Consider the following 16,536-nt stretch of genomic DNA (forward strand, 5'->3'; position numbering starts at 1 on the left):
CCGATACCGTCACCGAAGCAGCCAGCGAGGGCACCGACACCGTCCGCGTCGCCGTCACCTCCGTCGCCGGCGGCAATACCTATACCCTCGACGACAACGTCGAGAACGCCACCCTCACCAACACCATCGCCTTCAACCTCACCGGCAACGATCTCGACAACACCCTCACCGGTAATGCCGCCGCCAACACCCTGAACGGCGGCATCGGCAACGACACCCTCAACGGTGGCGCCGGGGCCGACACCCTGATCGGTGGTCTCGGCGACGACACCTACGTCATCGACAATGCCGCCGATGCCATCACCGAGCTCTCCGGCGAAGGCACCGACACCGTCCAGGTCGCCATCGCCACCGCCGGCGGCACCTATACCCTCGGCGCCAACCTCGACAACGCCACCCTCACCAACGCCGTCGCCTACAACCTCACCGGCAACGCCCTGGCCAATACCTTGACCGGCAACGCCGCTGCCAACACCCTTACCGGCGTCGGCGGCAACGACACTCTCATCGGCGGCAACGGCAACGACACCTATGTCGTCACCGCCGGCGATACCGTCGTCGAGAACGGCCTGGCCTCCGACATCGATTCCGTCAGCGCCGACTTCTCCTATAGCCTCGGCGCCAACCTGGAGAACCTCACCCTCTCCGGCTCCGCCAACATCGACGGCACCGGCAACGCCCTCAAGAACACCATCACCGGCAACATCGGCAACAACGCCATCGATGGCGGCGACGGCGTCGATATCCTCAAGGGCGGCAAGGGCGACGACACCTACACCGTGGACATCGTCAAGGTCGGCACCGGCGCCACCGCCACCGCCGCTCTCCAGGACACCGTCACCGAACTGGCCAGCGAAGGCAACGACACCGTCGTCCTGCGCGGCACCATCGCCGACCTCACCAACCCCACCACCCTCATCGTCGGCGCCAATATCGAGAACCTGGACGCCAGCAATACCGGCTCCACCAAGCTCAACCTCTCCGGCTCCGCCGTCGCCAACACCCTCACCGGCAACGATGCCGACAACCTCATCGATGGCGGTGCCGGCAACGACACCCTCGTCGGCGGCAAGGGCAATGACACCTACGTCATCGATTCCCTCGCCGATACCGTCACCGAAGCAGCCAGCGAGGGCACCGACACCGTCCGCGTCGCCGTCACCTCCGTCGCCGGCGGCAATACCTATACCCTCGACGACAACGTCGAGAACGCCACCCTCACCAACACCATTGCCTTCAACCTCACCGGCAACGATCTCGACAACACCCTCACCGGCAATGCCGCCGCCAACCGCATCGACGGCGGCGCCGGCAGCGATGCCATGGCCGGCGGTGCCGGCAACGATATCTATGTGGTGGATGATCTCGGGGATACCGTCACGGAAATCCTCAATGGCGGCATCGATACGGTGGAGTCCAGCATCACCTTCTCGCTCGGCAACCATCTGGAGAATCTCACCCTTACCGGCGCTGCCGGCATCAACGGTACTGGCAATGAACTGGCCAATACCCTCATCGGCAACAGCGGGGCCAACACCCTGACCGGCGGCGCCGGCAACGACATCCTCGACGGCGGGGCCGGTGTGGACACCCTCGTCGGCGGCAACGGCAACGACACCTACTATGTCGATGAATCCCTGGATGTGATCGACGAACAGGGACCGGCAACCGACATCGATTCCGTCATCGCCACGGCCTCCTATAGCCTCGGTGCCAACCTGGAGAACCTCACCCTCTCCGGCTCCGCCAACATCAATGGCACCGGTAACGCACTTAACAACACCATTATCGGCAACGACGGCAACAATGCCATCGACGGCGGGGCTGGTGTTGATATCCTCAAAGGCGGCAAGGGTGACGACACCTACACCGTGGACATCGTCAAGGTCGGCACCGGCAGCACTGCCACCGCCGCGTTCCAGGACAGCGTCACCGAAGTTGCCGGACAGGGTAACGACAGCCTTGTGCTACGGGGTGTGGTAGGCGATCTCAGCAATGCGACCACGATCAACCTGGATGTGAATATCGAGAATCTGGATGTCAGCGCTACAGGAATCACGAAGCTCAACCTGACCGGTAACGTGAGCGACAACATCCTTACCGGCAATAGCGGTGACAACATCATTAATGGGGGCGCCGGCAACGACCAGATGAGTGGCGGCGCCGGGAACGACACCTACGTCGTTGACAGCGCGGGTGATAGCGTCAGCGAATCTGCCGGACAAGGCATCGACACCGTACAGATCAACATTTCCACTGCCGGCGGTTCCTACACCCTCAGCGAAAATGTGGAGAACGGCACCCTGGGTAACAGCGTTGCCTTTGACCTCGCCGGCAACGCACTGGACAACGTTCTGACCGGCAACGACAAGGCCAATCTGCTGACCGGCGGTGCCGGCGCCGACACCCTCAACGGTGGTGCCGGCAACGACACCCTCAACGGCGGCATCGGCAACGACACCCTCAACGGTGGCGCCGGTGCCGGAGATATTGCCGTGTTCAGCGGCAATCATGGCGACTACACCGTCAGCTACAACAACGGGATATTTACGGTTGCCGGTGCCGATGGCACCGATACCCTGCAAGGAGTTGAATTCCTCAAGTTTGACGACAGTATCGACGTCATCCCGATCCAGACCATGCTGGGTTCCGTTGCCACGGAGATCGACAGCACACCTCCCCAGCACGCCATCGATGCCCTCGATTCAGGTTACACCTGGCAACCGACCACCATCGGCCAGCCCCTGGTCATCAGCTACAGCTTCATGACCTCCATCCCGGCTTATTACTCCGGCAGCGGTGCCGATCCCATCTATTCATTCCAGGCGCTGGATGCCGCCCACCAGGCCGCCATCGAAAAGGCACTGGGTATCTACGCCAGCCTGCTCAACGTCACATTCCAGGAGGTGGCCAGCGGCGGCACCCTGCAGTTCGGCTCCAATTATCAAGGCTTCTACAATTCGGCCGGCTACGCCTACCTGCCCTGGGGAACCGGTACCAACAACGGCACCGACATCGGTGGCGACGTCTGGCTGGCCAATGACCAAAGCACCTTCAACCAGCTTGCCGATGGGGAATACGGTCTGGCCACCATCATTCATGAAATCGGCCATGCCCTGGGCCTCAAGCATCCGGGCGACTACGGTGCCGGCGAACCGGGCCCCTTCCTGCCGACGGCGGAGGACAATTACCTTTACAGCATCATGTCCTACAACGCGGACAGCTATACCGTCTCCTACGATGGCACCTACATCTATCTGAATCCCCTGTCGCCGAGCACGCCCCAGGTATTCGACGTTGCTGCCCTGCAGGACATGTACGGCGCCAACACGGCAACCAACAACAGCAATACGACGTACACCTTCAGCAACGACCCGTTCATCAAGACGTTGTGGGATGGCGGAGGCAACGACACCATCAGCCTGGCCGGCCTGAGCCACGGCAGCGTGCTGGACCTGCATGCAGGCAGTTTCTCCGACATCAACTACGATGCGACGGGTGCGTCCGCCTTGCCAGACGGCTTCATCAAGTCCGACATCCCTGTCGGCTGGTGGAACTACCTTTATACCGGCGATGACAACTTCAACATCGCCTACGGCGTCACCATCGAGAACGCCATCGGCAGCTCCAACGCCGACACCATCATCGGCAACGAAACGGCCAACGTTCTCACTGGCGGCCTGGGTGCAGACAAGTTCGTGTTCGAGGACAATCCGGTCATGGGCGTCATCGACACCATTACGGACTTCGTCTCCGGCACGGACAAGCTGGTTTTCGAGAACAGCGTATTCACCGCCCTGGGCACGGCGACCGGCACGCTGGCGGCAACCATGTTCGCCAGCGGCGACAATCTGGCCGGAGGACTGGACGCAAGCGACCGCTTTGTCTTCGACTCCAGCGACGGCAGTCTCTACTACGATGTGGACGGTTCCGGTGCTGCCGATGCAATCCTCATTGCCCAACTGACCGGCGTCACCAACCTGAAGGCCAGCGACATCCAGATCATCTGAGGCCTGGACAAAAAAAGGGGGCGCAGCCTTGCGGTTGCGCCCCCTTTGTATTCAGGCGGAGCGGATGTGCACCAGCGCCGGATCGTCCCAGTGTTCCAGCAGGATGCGGCGCACCCGGTCCTGCCAGAGGAGGCGGAAATCACGGCCGTCCGCCTCGCTGGCTTCGCCGCTGAGCAGGGCCTGGAGCAGGCCGCCCATACGGGGATCAGGAGGGACGGAGGAGAGGTCGAGACTCAGGGTGACGGCGCTGCCGTCGTCCAGGCGCCGGAAGGTGAACGTGCCGCCACCGCCCTGGCCGAAGGCCAGCAGGTTGCGGCGCGAGTGCTGGCCGGCCAGGCCCTTGAAACCGCCGCTGCCGGCGGCGCCGGTAAGCAGGGTGAGAACGCTGGCGATGACGCCGGTGACACCCTCGTCCAGGGAGTCACCGCAACTGACGTGAAAATTGCCCCGCCGGGGTACTTCGCTCCCGTACAAGCAGCCCAGGGCGCGGCTGGCGAGCAGGTAGGCGCCGGCCACCGTGGGGCAGGAATGGCCGGCCAGGCGCACGGCATCGGCGTAGCGGTATTCGATGAGGCCACCTTCCGCCGCCCCCAGGAATTCGGCCAGGGGATCCCGCAGCAGGATCGGCGGCACCTGGGCGAAGAAGGCGGGGAAGGTCATGCTCCGCTCAGCCGCCGACGAGGGCCATGGCTTCGGCGACAGAAACCGGCGTCACCGGCTTGCGCACGAACTGCACCGCAAGGGCGGCCGCCTTGTCGCGGATGGCATCCTGGATATTGGCGGTCAGCAGGGCCAGCTGGGCCGTGCTGCCCTGGGCCCGGACCCGGGCGGCGAACTCCAGGCCGTCCATGCCGGGCATGTTGTAGTCGATGGTCATCAGGTCGAAAGCCTGCCCGTCGCACTTGGCCAGGGCCTCGTCGCCGGTGCCGGCCTCTTCCACCGTCCAGTCCGGATGCTTGTCCAGCATGATGGCCCGGATCATCATCCGGCTCACCCGGCTGTCGTCCACCACCAGAACGCGCTTGCTCATTTCCATTGTCTCCACTGTCAGGGGCAGTCTAGCGGGGCACCTGGCCCTGCCGCCTTGATCCAAATCGGCTTTGAGGATCGCCCATAACCCCCGCCGTCGCCAAGGAGGAAAATCACACCCTCCCTGCCGCCCAGGGTTAGCTGTGCTTCTGGATCAGTTCGATCTTGTAGCCGTCCGGATCTTCGACGAAGGCGATGACGGTGGTTCCGTGCTTCATCGGGCCGGCTTCCCGCACCACCTTGCCGCCCCGGGCCTTGATGGCGGCGCAGGCGGCGTAGGCATCGTCCACTTCCAGGGCGATGTGACCGAAGCCGTTGCCCAGCTCGTAGGCGGGGGTGTCCCAGTTGTGGGTCAGTTCGATCACGGCGCCTTCGCTTTCCGGGCCGTAGCCGACAAAGGCCAGGGTAAAGCGGCCATCGGGATAATCCTGGCGGCGCAGCTGCTGCATGCCGAGGACCTCGGTGTAGAAAGCCAGGGAACGGTCCAGGTCGCCGACCCGGAGCATGGTGTGCAATAGACGCATGAAAAACTCCTGCTGTTGAAGGATCACCAGCGCGGCAGGGTCTGGGCCAGACGCTTGAGCTCGGCCCGGGCCTGCTGGTATTCGGGATAAAGTCGCTCCACCACGGACCAGAAACGGGGCGAGTGGTTCATTTCCCGCAGGTGGGCCAGCTCGTGGGCCACCACGTAATCGACCACCGCCAGGGGAAAGTGGATGAGGCGCCAGTTGAGACGGATGCCGCTGACGCGGCTGCAACTGCCCCAGCGGGTGCGGGCCGAACTGAGGGCCAGGGGCGGTGCGGCGACACCGAGCAGAGGGGCGTAATGATCCAGGCGCTCGGCGAACAGGGTACGGGCCCGCGCCTTCAGAGCCTTCTCCAGCAAGGGGCGCGGATCCTTGGCTTCAGGCAGGCATAGCTGGAGATGCCCGTCGATCCAGGAGATGCGGGCAGGGCCGGCCGTGATGCGCACCGATATTACCTCTCCGAGCAGGGGCAGGAACATGCCGTCGCTCACGCTGACCGCCGTCTGGATCTGGCGCTGGCGCCATTCCTCCAGCTTGCCCAGGACCCAGTCCTGATGCTGGTGGATCAGCTTCTCCACCTCCCGCACGGAAGCGCGCAGGGGCGCGCCGACCCGCAGGCCCCGGTGGTCGATGGTGAGGCCGATGGTGCGCCGGCGGCTGCGCCGCAACTCGTAGGGAATCAGTCGTTCGCCGAGCAGCACGGCGGCGCCCCGGGCGTCCGCCGGCGGCCGCTCTGCCGGATCGCGAAAGAGGGCCAGTTCGAGCTGGGGGGAATCAGGCCTGCTGGGACGACCCATCGCAATAACGGTGCGGGGAGATGCGGTGCATCTCGCCTTCGATCCAGGCTTCCACCTGGCGGTTCACTTCTTCCACCGTCAGGCCGCTGGCGTCGATGGCCGGACCGAAGCTGATGGTGACGGTGCCCGGCTGCTTGATGAAGGCATTGCGCCGCCACACCTCGCCGGCGTTGTGGGCCACCGGCACCACCTTGGCCTTGGCCTGCACCGCCAGGTGGGCACCGCCGGGCTTGTAGCGCTTCTTCTGGCCCGGAGCGAGGCGGGTGCCCTCGGGGAAGATGATGACGCTGATGCCACGCTGCAGCAGGGCCGTGCCCTGTTCGGAAACCTGGGCCAGGGCATCCATGCCGGCCTTGCGGTCGATGGCGATCATGCCGATGGCCTTGAAGGCCCAGCCGAGGAAGGGCAGCAGCAGCAGTTCCTTCTTCAGCACGAAGACCATGCGCGGGAACCACTGCTGCAGGGCCACGGTTTCCCAGGCGGACTGGTGTTTGGAAAGCACCACCACGGCTTCGTCGGGAATGTTCTCGATGCCGACGACCCGGGTACGGATGCCGAGCACCCCGCGCACCAGAAGGCCGAGGAAGATGGAACGCCAGATGTCGATCAGGACGTAGGCGGTGTTCACATGGAACGGCGCGACGACACAGACCAGAGCCCCGAAGAAGGCAATCAGGGGGACCGACAACAGGGTGAACAACAGGGAGCGGATCAGGGCCATAGGGTCAGTTCTTGCCGTTGCCGAGCAGATGATCGACGGCGGCGGAGAGATCGGGGAAGACTTCGGTGGCGTAGGGCAGGTCGCCCTCTTCCTGGGTTTTCTCGCCCTTGCCGGTGAGCACCAGGATGGGGGAAGCGCCGGCCCGGGCGGCGGCCTGCAGGTCGCGCAGGGAATCGCCGATGGCCGGCACGCCCTTCAGTTCGGCGTTGTACACCGCGGCGATGCGCTGGAACATGCCGGGCTTGGGCTTGCGGCAGTCGCAGCCCGCATCGGCGGCGTGGGGGCAGTAGAAGATGGCGTCGATGCGCCCGCCCGCCGCCGCCACGGTCTTGTGCATCTTTTCGTGGATGGCGTTGAGGGTATCCATGTCGAACAGGCCGCGCCCGACGCCGGACTGGTTGGTCGCCACCACCACCCGGTAGCCCGCCTGGTTCAGCTTGGCGATGGCTTCCGGGCTGCCGGGAATGGGCTTCCACTCGGCCGGGCTCTTGATGAACTGGGCCGAGTCGAAGTTGATGACGCCGTCCCGGTCGAGGATGACAAGTTTCTTCATGGTTGCGTGCGCTCCGCGAAACTCAGGCCGACAGCTTGGAAATGTCCGCCACCTGGTTCATGGCCAGGTGCAGGGTGGCCAGCAGGCCGAGGCGGTTGGCCCGCAGGGCGGGGTCTTCCGCATTGACCATGACGTCGTTGAAGAAGGTATCCACCGGCGCCTTGAGGGCCGCCAGGGACTGCAGGGAGGCGGCGTAGTCGCCCTTGGCGAAGGCCGCATCGGCAGCCGGCTTCACCTCGGCCAGGGCCTGGGCCAGGGCCACTTCGGCGGCTTCCTGGAGCAGGGCGCTGTCGATCTTGGCGGCGACGCCACCTTCCACCTTCTTCAGGATGTTGCCGACCCGCTTGTTGGCAGCGGCCAGAGCCTCGGCTTCCGGCAGGGCGGCAAAGGCGCGCACGGCGGCCAGGCGCTTGGGGATGTCACCCAGGCGCTGGGGCCGCTGGGACACCACGGCATCCACTTCCTGGGCGCTGTAGCCCTGCTCCCGCAGGCTGCCGGCAAGGCGGTCGTAGATGAAGTCGGCCAGGGCCTCGTTGGCGGCCTTGAAGCCTTCCACCTGGGCGAAGGTGGCGGCGGCACCGGCCAGCAAATCGGAGAGCGGCAGGGCCAGGTCGCCTTCAGCCAGCATGCGGATCACGCCCAGAGCGTGGCGGCGCAAGGCAAAGGGATCCTTGTCGCCGGTGGGAATCTGGCCGATGCCGAAGAGGCCCACCAGGGTTTCCAGCTTGTCGGCCAGGGCCACCACGGTGCCCACATTGCCCCGGGGCAGGCTGTCGCCGGCGAAGCGGGGCTTGTAGTGGTCCTCGATGGCGTCGGCGATGTCGGCGGAAAGGCCGTCATGCAGCGCGTAGTAGCGGCCCATGATGCCCTGCAGTTCGGGGAACTCGCCCACCATGTCGGTGAGCAGGTCGGCCTTGGCCAGCAGGGCGGCCTGTTCGGCCTGCAGTGCCAGGGCTTCGCCGCCGAGCTGCTGACCGATGGCCTTGGCAATGGCGCAAACCCGCTGCACCCGCTCGCCCTGGGTGCCCAGCTTGTTGTGATAGACCACCTTGGCCAGGCCGAGGACGCGGGATTCCAGGGTCTTCTTGCGGTCCTGGTCGAAGAAGAACTTGGCGTCGGCCAGACGGGGGCGCACCACCCGTTCGTTGCCGCCGATGACGGCGGACGGATCGGCCGGGGCGATGTTGCTCACCACCAGGAACTGGTTGGTCAGCTTGCCGCTGGCGTCCAGCAGGGGGAAGTACTTCTGGTTGGCCTTCATGGTGAGGATCAGGCATTCCTGGGGCACGGCCAGGAATTCGGCTTCGAACTTGCCGATCAGCACATTGGGGCGCTCCACCAGGGCGGTGACCTCGTCCAGCAGGGCCTCGTCCTCGATAGGCTTCAGGTTGGGGCCGGCCTTGGCCGCCGCGGCTTCGAGCTGGCGCACGATCTCGGCGCGGCGCTCGGCAAAGCTGGCGATGACGGCGCCGTCCCGCTTCAGGGTATCGGCATAGCTGTCGGCGTCGGCGAAGGTCACCACTTCCTTGGCCGCTTCGAAACGGTGGCCCAGGGTGGTGTTGCCGGAGGTCAGGCCGAGGATGGCGAGGGGCACCACCTCGCTGCCGTGCAGGGCCACCAGACGATGGGCGGGGCGCACGAAATTGACACTGGTCCAGCCGTCCTGCAGCTGGTAGCTCATCACCTTGGGAATGGGCAGGGCGGCCAGGGCCGCTTCCAGGGCCTTCTGCAGGCCTTCGGCCAGGGCGGCACCCTTGGCCAGGCTGTCGTAGAACAGCACTTCGGCCTTGCCGTCGTTCTCGCGGCGCAGGCTGGGGACGACGGAGGCGTCAGCACCCAGGGCGGCAAGCTTCTTCAGCAGGGCCGGGGTGGCGTTGCCGGCAGCGTCCAGACCCACGGCCACGGGCATCAGCTTTTGCACCACGGGCTTGTCGGCGGCCACGGCCAGCACGTCGGTCACATGGGCGGCCAGACGGCGGGGCGAGGCGTAGGCGGTGACGGCGGCGGCTTCGGGCGCCAGGCCCTGGGTCTTGAGGGACTGGGCCAGGCTCTGGGCGAAGACTTCGCCCAGCTTCTTCAGGGCCTTGGGCGGCAGTTCCTCGACGAACAGTTCAACGAGCAGATTCTTGGCGGACATGATCAGGCGACTTTCTTGGCGTTCTGTTCTTCAAGCTTGGCCAGCACTTCGGCGGACCATTCCTTGGGCGCCATGGGGAAGCCCAGGCGGGCGCGGGAATCCAGGTAGGACTGGGCGACGCTGCGGGCCAGGTTGCGGATGCGGCCGATGTAGGCGGCCCGCTCGGTGACGGAAATGGCGCCCCGGGCATCCAGCAGATTGAAGGTGTGGGCAGCCTTGAGCACCTGCTCGTAGGCCGGCAGGGCCAGCTGGGCCTGCATCAGGTGCTGGGCCTGCTTCTCGTGGGCACCGAAGGCGGTGAACAGGAAGTCGGCGTCGCTGTGCTCGAAGTTGTAGGTGGATTGTTCCACCTCGTTCTGGTGGTACACGTCGCCGTAGGTGAGGCCTTCGGTCCACTTCAGGTCATAGACGTTTTCCACGCCCTGCAGGTACATGGCCAGGCGTTCCAGGCCGTAGGTGATCTCGCCGGTGATGGGCTTGCAGTCGATGCCTCCGACCTGCTGGAAGTAGGTGAACTGGGTCACTTCCATGCCGTTCATCCACACTTCCCAGCCCAGGCCCCAGGCGCCCAGGGTGGGGTTTTCCCAGTCATCCTCGACGAAGCGCACGTCGTTTTTCTTCAGGTCGAAGCCGAGGGCTTCCAGGGAGCCCAGGTACAGCTCCAGGATGTTGTCGGGAGCGGGCTTCAGCACCACCTGGAACTGGTAGTAGTGCTGCATGCGGTTGGGGTTTTCGCCGTAGCGACCGTCCTTGGGCCGGCGGGAGGGCTGCACGTAGGCGGCCTTCCAGGGCTCGGGGCCGATGGCCCGCAGGAAGGTGGCGGTGTGGCTGGTGCCGGCGCCGACTTCCATGTCGTAGGGTTGCAGGAGGGCACAGCCCTGTTTGCTCCAGTAGTCCTGCAGACGCAGGATCACTTCCTGAAAGGTAGGCATGGGTATGGGGTTCGCCAAAAAGCGTTGGAAATTTGTCGGAAACGTTGGATTTTACTGGGTTTCCCGCCGCCGTGCCAAAGCACCTGCAGCCAGGAGAAGGGTCGCCAGAAACAGGGCCACCGTATTGCCGGTGCGGGCAAAGGGCGTCAGCCCCTGGTAACCCCGCACCTCGGCCACCAGGGCGCCCCGGGTGAAGGGCGGCAGCACGGCCTGGACCCGTCCGTCCGGGGCCACCACGGCGGTCATGCCGGTGTTGGTGGCGCGCAGCATGGGGCGACCGGTCTCCAGGGCCCGCAGCTGGGCGATCTGCAGATGCTGGGGCTGGGCCAGGGAACGGCCGAACCAGGCGGTGTTGGAGAGATTGACCAGCAGGGTGGCCCGGGGCAGGGCATGGATGATCTCGCCGCCGAAGACGTCTTCGTAGCAGATGTTGGGAGCGATCTGCTGGCCGGCCAGGGCCAGGGTCGGCTGTTGGCCGCCGCCGGAGGAAAAGTCCGACATGGGCATGTGCATGAGGTCGAGGAACCAGCGGAAGCCCGGCGGCACGAATTCGCCGAAGGGCACCAGGTGGGCCTTGCTGTAGGACTGCTGGGGACTGGCGCCGAAGCCGATGGCGCTGTTGTAATAGCGCCGCTCGCCGCTGCTCTCGTCGGCCACCGGCACCCCCAGCAGCAGGTCGCCACCGCGGCGGGCCGCCAGGACCTTGAGGTCGGCGATGAACTCGGGGGGCAGCTGGTCGTAGAGGGCCGGCACGGCGGTTTCCGGCAGCACCGTCAGGTCCGCCGGATTGTCCCGGGCCAGGCCGACGTAGGTGGTGAGGGAATCGAGAAAGCGCTCCGGCTGCCATTTCAGATCCTGGGGAATGTTGCCCTGGAGCAGGGCCACCCGCAGCGGCTCGCCCACCGGCGCAGTCCATTGCACCAGCCCCAGCCCGGAGCCGAGGCCGAGCAGCAGCAAGACCAGCAGCCCAGGCAGACGCTGGCGCCCCACCACCGCCAGGGCGCCCCAGGCGCCCAGCAGGGCGGAGGCCAGGGACACGCCATACACGCCGAGCAGCGGCGCCAGGCCGGCCAGGGGCGACGGCGGCGACTGGGAGTAGCCCAGGGCCAGCCAGGGAAAACCGGTGAGCACCCAGCCGCGGGCCCATTCGGCCAGCACCCAGCTGGCAGCGAACAGGCATGCGCTTCTCCAGGATACCTTGTCGGAGAAGTCCAGCCGGCGGGCGCTCCAGGCCGCCGCCATGGGATAGAGGGCCATGTAGGCGCACAGGGCCAGGGTGGCCAGGGCGGCCACCGGCAGGGGCATGCCGCCGACGTCGTGGAGGCTGACATAAACCCAGGAGACGCCGCCGAGGAATTGGGCCAGGCCGAAGGCGAAGCCGCGCCAGGCCGCCGCCCGGGGCGACGGCGCCCGGCTCACCAGGAGGAACAGGGCGCCCCAGCTGAGCCAGGCCAGCCAGAAGACAGTGAAGGGAGCGAAGGCGCCCACCCCCAGCAGGCCGGCGCCGGCCGCCAGCAGACGGGCCCGCCCGTCGCTGCTTACTACGGAGAGAAAAGCGGCGATTCCCACCTTATTCGGTATCGCCGATGGTGCGGGGCGTATCCACCAGCAGGGTATACAGACGCCGGCTGTCGGCCCGCAGGACCTGGAAGCGGACGTGGCCCACCTCCACCACTTCGTTGCGCTTGGGCACCCGGCCCAGGTGGTGCAGCAGCATGCCGCCGACGGTGTCGAAATCGTCGTCGGGGAAAGTGGTGCCGAAGGCGTGGTTGAAGCTGGCGATCTCGGTCTGGGCCTTGACCCGGTAGCGACCGGACTGGTCCAGCTGGATGTTGTCCACCGTCTCGTCGAAGTCGTACTCGTCCTCGATCTCGCCGACGATCTGCTCCAGCACGTCCTCGATGGTCACCAGGCCGGCGACGCCGCCGAACTCGTCCACCACGATGGCCATGTGGTTGCGGCTGACGCGGAACTCCCGCAGCAGCACGTTGAGACGCTTGGATTCGGGGATGAAGACGGCGGGGCGCAGCCAGTTGCGCAGGCTGAAGTCCCGCTCGATGATGGAGCGCAGCAGGTCCTTGGCCAGGAGAATGCCCAGCACGTCGTCCTTGCTCTCGCCAACCACCGGGAAGCGGGAGTGGGCGGTCTCGATCACCGTGGGGATGAGCTGGTCCAGGGAGGAGTCGATGTCGATCACGTCCATCTGGGCCCGGGGCACCATGACGTCGCGGACGGAGGTTTCGGAGGCGGCCATGGCCCCTTCGATGATGGTCAGGGCGTCGGCGTCGAGCAGGTCGCGCTCGAAGGCGGAATGCAGCAGGGCGAGGAGTTGCTCCCGATCCTCGGGCTCGCGCAGGAGGAGGGAGGAAAGGCGTTCGAGCAGAGTCGGTTTGGGCGAACTAGGGGAAGGGTCCATGGGCGGGGTTGGGCAACGGAAATTGGGGATGGGGAACCTGGGCGCCCCACCGGCGCCGCTCAGGCGGCGTAGGGATCGGGGTAGCCGAGGCCGGCCAGGATGTCGCGTTCCAGGGCCTCCATGTGCTCGGCCGCCGCTTCTTCTTCGTGGTCGTAACCTTGCAGGTGCAGCATACCATGCACCACCAGGTGGGCGTAGTGAGCTGCCAGGGGCTTGCCCTGCTCGGCCGCTTCCCGGGCCACCACGGCATGGCAGATGACCAGGTCGCCCATGACGACGGGCTCGTATTCGTAGGGGAAGGAGAGGACGTTGGTGGCGTAGTCCTTGCCCCGGTAGTCCCGGTTCAACTCCTGGCCTTCGTCGGCTTCCACCAGGCGGATGGTGACCTGGCCGCCCTTCATGCCGTCCACGTTGAGGGCGGCGCGGGCCCAGGCGCGGAAATCGTCGCGGCAGGGTAGGCCTTCCCGGTTACAGGCGTATTGCACCGACAGGTTGAGGCGGCGGCTGGGCTGATTCATGGCTTGCGTCCGTGTTCTTCGTAGGCGGAGACGATGCGGGCCACCAGGGGGTGGCGCACCACATCTTCCTTGAGGAATTCGGTGAAGGCGATGCCCCGCACTTCGCGCAGAATCTGGGCCGCTTCACGGAGACCGCTCTGGTGGCCCCGGGGCAGATCCACCTGGGTCAGGTCGCCAGTGACCACGGCCTTGGCGCCGATGCCGATGCGGGTGAGGAACATCTTCATCTGTTCCGGCGTGGTGTTCTGGGCCTCATCGAGGATGATGAAGGCGTGGTTGAGGGTGCGCCCGCGCATGAAGGCCAAGGGGGCGATCTCGATGGCGCCCTTTTCGTAGAGCTTGGTCACCTTGTCGAAGCCCATCAGGTCGTAGAGGGCATCGTAGAGGGGACGCAGGTAGGGATCCACCTTCTGGGCCAGGTCGCCGGGCAGGAAGCCGAGGCGCTCACCGGCTTCCACTGCCGGCCGGGTGAGGACGATGCGCTCCACCTGGTCCCGCTCGAAGGCATCCACGGCGCTGGCCACGGCCAGATAGGTCTTACCGGTGCCGGCGGGGCCGATGCCGAAGGTAATGTCGTGATCCTGGATGTGCTTCAGGTATTCGATCTGGCGCGGCGTGCGGCCGTGCAGTTCGCTCTTGCGCGTGATCAGGGCCGGCGAGGTGGGGTCGATGCCGGCGGAACCGGCCCGGGCCGGCTGGTTCAGCAGTTCGATAAGCCCCAGCTGGATGTCGTCCACCGACAAGGGCTCCCTGGCCTTGGCGTAGAAGCGGCTGATGGCGTCGGAGGCACGGCGGGCCTGGGCGACGGAACCGTGAAAGGTGAAACGCTCGCCGCGGCGGGTGATGGTCACATCCAGGGCCGTCTCGATCTGCCGCAGGTTCTCGTCCAGGGCGCCGCACAGGTTGGCCAGGTACTGGTTGTCCACCGGGGACAGGAACAGCTCCAGGGGCCGGGTTTTGCTCGCACCCATCAGGCGGCCACGCCTTCCCGGGTGACGATCTCACCCCGCAGGGAATGGGGCAGGGCCGAAGTGATGGTGACGTCCACGAAGTGGTTGATGAGACGGGGATTGCCGACGAAATTGACCACCCGGTTGTTGTCCGTGCGGCCGGCCAGCTCGTTGGCATCCTTCTTCGAGGTGCCTTCCACCAGCACCCGCTGTACCGTGCCGACCATGGCCTGGGAAATGGCCATGGCCTGCTCCTCGATGCGCTTTTGCAGACGGGCGAGGCGGGCCAGCTTCACGTCCTGGGGCGTGTCATCTTCCAGTTCCACCGCCGGGGTCCCGGGGCGGGGGCTGTAGACGAAGCTGAAGGAAGTGTCGAAGCCCACGTCCTCGATCAGTTTCATGGTCTTCTCGAAATCCTCCTCGGTCTCGCCGGGGAAGCCGACGATGAAGTCGGAACTGAGGGAAATGTCGGGCCGCGCCACCCGCAGCTTGCGGATGATGCTCTTGTATTCGATGGCGGTATAACCGCGCTTCATCACCGCCAGCACCCGGTCGGCACCGGCCTGCACCGGCAGGTGCAGATGGGAGACCAGCTTGGGCACCTTGGCGTAGGTGTCGATCAGGCGCTGGGTCATTTCCCGCGGGTGTGAGGTGGTGTAGCGGATGCGTTCGATGCCGGGCATCTCGGCGATGTACTCGATGAGCATGGCCAGGTCGGCGACCTCGCCGCCAAACTCGCCCCGGTAGGCATTGACGTTCTGTCCCAGCAGGGTCACTTCCTTCACCCCTTGCTGGGCCAGGCCGGCCACTTCGGTGAGGATGTCCTCAAAGGGGCGGGACACCTCGGCGCCCCGGGTATAGGGGACGATGCAGAAGGTGCAGAACTTGGAACAGCCCTCCATGATGGAAACGAAGGCGGTGGCCCCCTCCACCTTGGCCGGGGGCAGCGCATCGAATTTCTCGATTTCCGGAAAGGACACATCCACCGCCGCCTTGCCCTGGCTCTTCCGCTCGGCAATCAGCTGGGGCAGGCGGTGCAGGGTCTGGGGACCGAAAACCACGTCCACATAAGGCGCCCGTGCCACAATGGCGGCACCTTCCTGGCTGGCGACACAGCCACCAACGCCGATCACCAGATTGGGATTGAGCTTCTTCAGGTGCTTGACCCGGCCCAGGTCGTGGAAAACCTTCTCCTGGGCCTTTTCCCGCACGGAACAGGTGTTGAAGAGAATGATGTCAGCCTCTTCGGGGTTGTCGGTCTTTTCCAGGGGTTCGGACTGGTTCAGCACATCGGCCATCTTATCCGAGTCGTACTCGTTCATCTGGCAGCCGAAGGTTTTGATGTAAAGCTTTTTGGACACGGGATCGCTACGTATAGGTGATGAAGGCCGGAATGGCCGGAAGCTGCATCAGTTGGAGGAGGCTGCCGCAGCGCCGGCAGTGCCCATGGTAGGCAAAGTGGGCAATGGCAGCGGTTGGGCCGGAATTTTCCGGGGATTCAGGTTCGCATATTCAGCCGCAGACAGGATCCAAACGCGGATCACATCGCCATTTACATCCACCTGATACCGCACGGGCACCCCACCGCTAACGGATGCCAGTACATCGGGCATCCGGATCAGATTGTCTGTTCCGCGAATCTGCGCCCCTGGCGCCAGCCGATACAGATAAGCGCCAATGGCAATCTGACCATTGCTAACTCCCTTGAGTTCGCCAAACGACGCCCCATCAGGAATGGCTCGCATGATTTCACCCTGCGCCTGCACCGCCATGGCGGACAGCAACGACAAGAGCAACAGAAATCTTCGTAAATTCATCGGATTATTATACAGCACGAAAACCACCCGCCTTGTCAGGCCGGAATCCAAACGCCCCCCCAAGCGGCACGACGCTGGATAGTTGACCTGGAGCGCCCTGAAAGATAGAATCGCGCACCTTGGATTGGG

15 protein-coding genes are annotated in these 16,536 nt (G+C 65.2%); 1 reads left to right on the plus strand and 14 read right to left on the minus strand.

Translation table 11 applies throughout. The annotated features are described in order from the left end of the window. Positions 1-4,010 (plus strand): calcium-binding protein (locus OEL49_RS08130; RefSeq protein WP_287874389.1); only part of this gene is annotated, 4,010 nt, incomplete at its 5' end. Positions 4,011-4,061: 51 nt separating this feature from the next. Here the strand turns inward: OEL49_RS08130 and OEL49_RS08135 are convergent. The 14 genes from OEL49_RS08135 to OEL49_RS08200 all read right to left on the minus strand — a co-directional run bounded on the left by OEL49_RS08135 (position 4,062) and on the right by OEL49_RS08200 (position 16,434). Then, positions 4,062-4,670, minus strand: coding sequence for a hypothetical protein (locus tag OEL49_RS08135; RefSeq protein ID WP_014236308.1), 609 nt, complete (start codon positions 4,668-4,670; stop codon positions 4,062-4,064). 7 nt (positions 4,671-4,677) lie between these two features. Further along, the gene (locus OEL49_RS08140; protein WP_014236307.1) at positions 4,678-5,040 is read right to left on the minus strand and encodes a response regulator; all 363 of its coding nucleotides are present in this window, start codon (positions 5,038-5,040) and stop codon (positions 4,678-4,680) included. Between the two features lie 136 nt (positions 5,041-5,176). After that, positions 5,177-5,563, minus strand: coding sequence for a lactoylglutathione lyase (gene gloA, locus OEL49_RS08145; RefSeq protein WP_130459398.1), 387 nt, complete (start codon positions 5,561-5,563; stop codon positions 5,177-5,179). 23 nt (positions 5,564-5,586) lie between these two features. Further along, the gene (locus OEL49_RS08150; RefSeq protein WP_287874390.1) at positions 5,587-6,363 is read right to left on the minus strand and encodes a M48 family metallopeptidase; all 777 of its coding nucleotides are present in this window, start codon (positions 6,361-6,363) and stop codon (positions 5,587-5,589) included. Then, positions 6,341-7,084 carry a lysophospholipid acyltransferase family protein gene (locus OEL49_RS08155; protein ID WP_287874391.1) on the minus strand — a complete coding sequence of 248 codons (744 nt, stop codon included), beginning with the start codon at positions 7,082-7,084 and terminating at the stop codon, positions 6,341-6,343. Before OEL49_RS08155 ends, OEL49_RS08150 begins: the two co-directional genes overlap by 23 nt. Before the next feature lie 4 nt (positions 7,085-7,088). Next, positions 7,089-7,637, minus strand: a complete 549-nt coding sequence (gene gmhB, locus OEL49_RS08160; RefSeq protein ID WP_014236303.1) for a D-glycero-beta-D-manno-heptose 1,7-bisphosphate 7-phosphatase — start codon at positions 7,635-7,637, stop codon at positions 7,089-7,091. A 22-nt stretch (positions 7,638-7,659) separates the two neighbouring features. Continuing rightward, the gene (gene glyS, locus OEL49_RS08165) at positions 7,660-9,774 is read right to left on the minus strand and encodes a glycine--tRNA ligase subunit beta (RefSeq protein ID WP_287874392.1); all 2,115 of its coding nucleotides are present in this window, start codon (positions 9,772-9,774) and stop codon (positions 7,660-7,662) included. Between the two features lie 2 nt (positions 9,775-9,776). Beyond that, a complete protein-coding gene (glyQ, locus tag OEL49_RS08170) occupies positions 9,777-10,706 on the minus strand; it encodes a glycine--tRNA ligase subunit alpha (RefSeq protein ID WP_152090430.1) in 930 nt (309 codons plus the stop codon). Between the two features lie 51 nt (positions 10,707-10,757). After that, complete coding sequence (gene lnt, locus OEL49_RS08175) at positions 10,758-12,275, minus strand: apolipoprotein N-acyltransferase (RefSeq protein WP_287874393.1); 1,518 nt, start codon at positions 12,273-12,275, stop codon at positions 10,758-10,760. 1 nt (position 12,276) lies between these two features. Then, complete coding sequence (locus OEL49_RS08180) at positions 12,277-13,122, minus strand: HlyC/CorC family transporter (RefSeq protein ID WP_014236299.1); 846 nt, start codon at positions 13,120-13,122, stop codon at positions 12,277-12,279. A 59-nt stretch (positions 13,123-13,181) separates the two neighbouring features. Beyond that, the gene (ybeY, locus tag OEL49_RS08185; RefSeq protein ID WP_014236298.1) at positions 13,182-13,640 is read right to left on the minus strand and encodes an rRNA maturation RNase YbeY; all 459 of its coding nucleotides are present in this window, start codon (positions 13,638-13,640) and stop codon (positions 13,182-13,184) included. Then, positions 13,637-14,611 (minus strand): PhoH family protein, encoded by a 975-nt coding sequence (locus OEL49_RS08190; protein WP_014236297.1) that lies wholly within the window; start codon positions 14,609-14,611, stop codon positions 13,637-13,639. Before OEL49_RS08190 ends, ybeY begins: the two co-directional genes overlap by 4 nt. After that, on the minus strand, positions 14,611-15,951 hold the full coding sequence (miaB, locus tag OEL49_RS08195; RefSeq protein WP_014236296.1) for a tRNA (N6-isopentenyl adenosine(37)-C2)-methylthiotransferase MiaB: 1,341 nt from the start codon (positions 15,949-15,951) through the stop codon (positions 14,611-14,613). The genes OEL49_RS08190 and miaB overlap by 1 nt, the downstream gene beginning before the upstream one ends. 48 nt (positions 15,952-15,999) lie before the next feature. Then, positions 16,000-16,434 (minus strand): hypothetical protein, encoded by a 435-nt coding sequence (locus OEL49_RS08200; RefSeq protein WP_287874394.1) that lies wholly within the window; start codon positions 16,432-16,434, stop codon positions 16,000-16,002. Positions 16,435-16,536 lie beyond the last annotated feature (102 nt).

The organism is Azospira sp., from assembly GCF_030247495.1.
GTDB classification, from domain to species: Bacteria; Pseudomonadota; Gammaproteobacteria; order Burkholderiales; family Rhodocyclaceae; genus Azospira; species Azospira oryzae.

Excerpts from the sequence above, each read along its gene's own strand:
- OEL49_RS08155 (WP_287874391.1), bottom strand. The coding sequence starts at position 7,084 with ATGGCCCTGATCCGCTCCCTGTTGTTCACCCTGTTGTCGGTCCCCCTG.
- OEL49_RS08150 (WP_287874390.1), bottom strand. The coding sequence starts at position 6,363 with ATGGGTCGTCCCAGCAGGCCTGATTCCCCCCAGCTCGAACTGGCCCTC.
- gmhB (WP_014236303.1), bottom strand. The coding sequence starts at position 7,637 with ATGAAGAAACTTGTCATCCTCGACCGGGACGGCGTCATCAACTTCGAC.
- OEL49_RS08190 (WP_014236297.1), bottom strand. The coding sequence starts at position 14,611 with ATGGGTGCGAGCAAAACCCGGCCCCTGGAGCTGTTCCTGTCCCCGGTG.
- glyS (WP_287874392.1), bottom strand. The coding sequence starts at position 9,774 with ATGTCCGCCAAGAATCTGCTCGTTGAACTGTTCGTCGAGGAACTGCCG.
- OEL49_RS08180 (WP_014236299.1), bottom strand. The coding sequence starts at position 13,122 with ATGGACCCTTCCCCTAGTTCGCCCAAACCGACTCTGCTCGAACGCCTT.
- ybeY (WP_014236298.1), bottom strand. The coding sequence starts at position 13,640 with ATGAATCAGCCCAGCCGCCGCCTCAACCTGTCGGTGCAATACGCCTGT.
- OEL49_RS08140 (WP_014236307.1), bottom strand. The coding sequence starts at position 5,040 with ATGAGCAAGCGCGTTCTGGTGGTGGACGACAGCCGGGTGAGCCGGATG.
- OEL49_RS08135 (WP_014236308.1), bottom strand. The coding sequence starts at position 4,670 with ATGACCTTCCCCGCCTTCTTCGCCCAGGTGCCGCCGATCCTGCTGCGG.
- glyQ (WP_152090430.1), bottom strand. The coding sequence starts at position 10,706 with ATGCCTACCTTTCAGGAAGTGATCCTGCGTCTGCAGGACTACTGGAGC.
- gloA (WP_130459398.1), bottom strand. The coding sequence starts at position 5,563 with ATGCGTCTATTGCACACCATGCTCCGGGTCGGCGACCTGGACCGTTCC.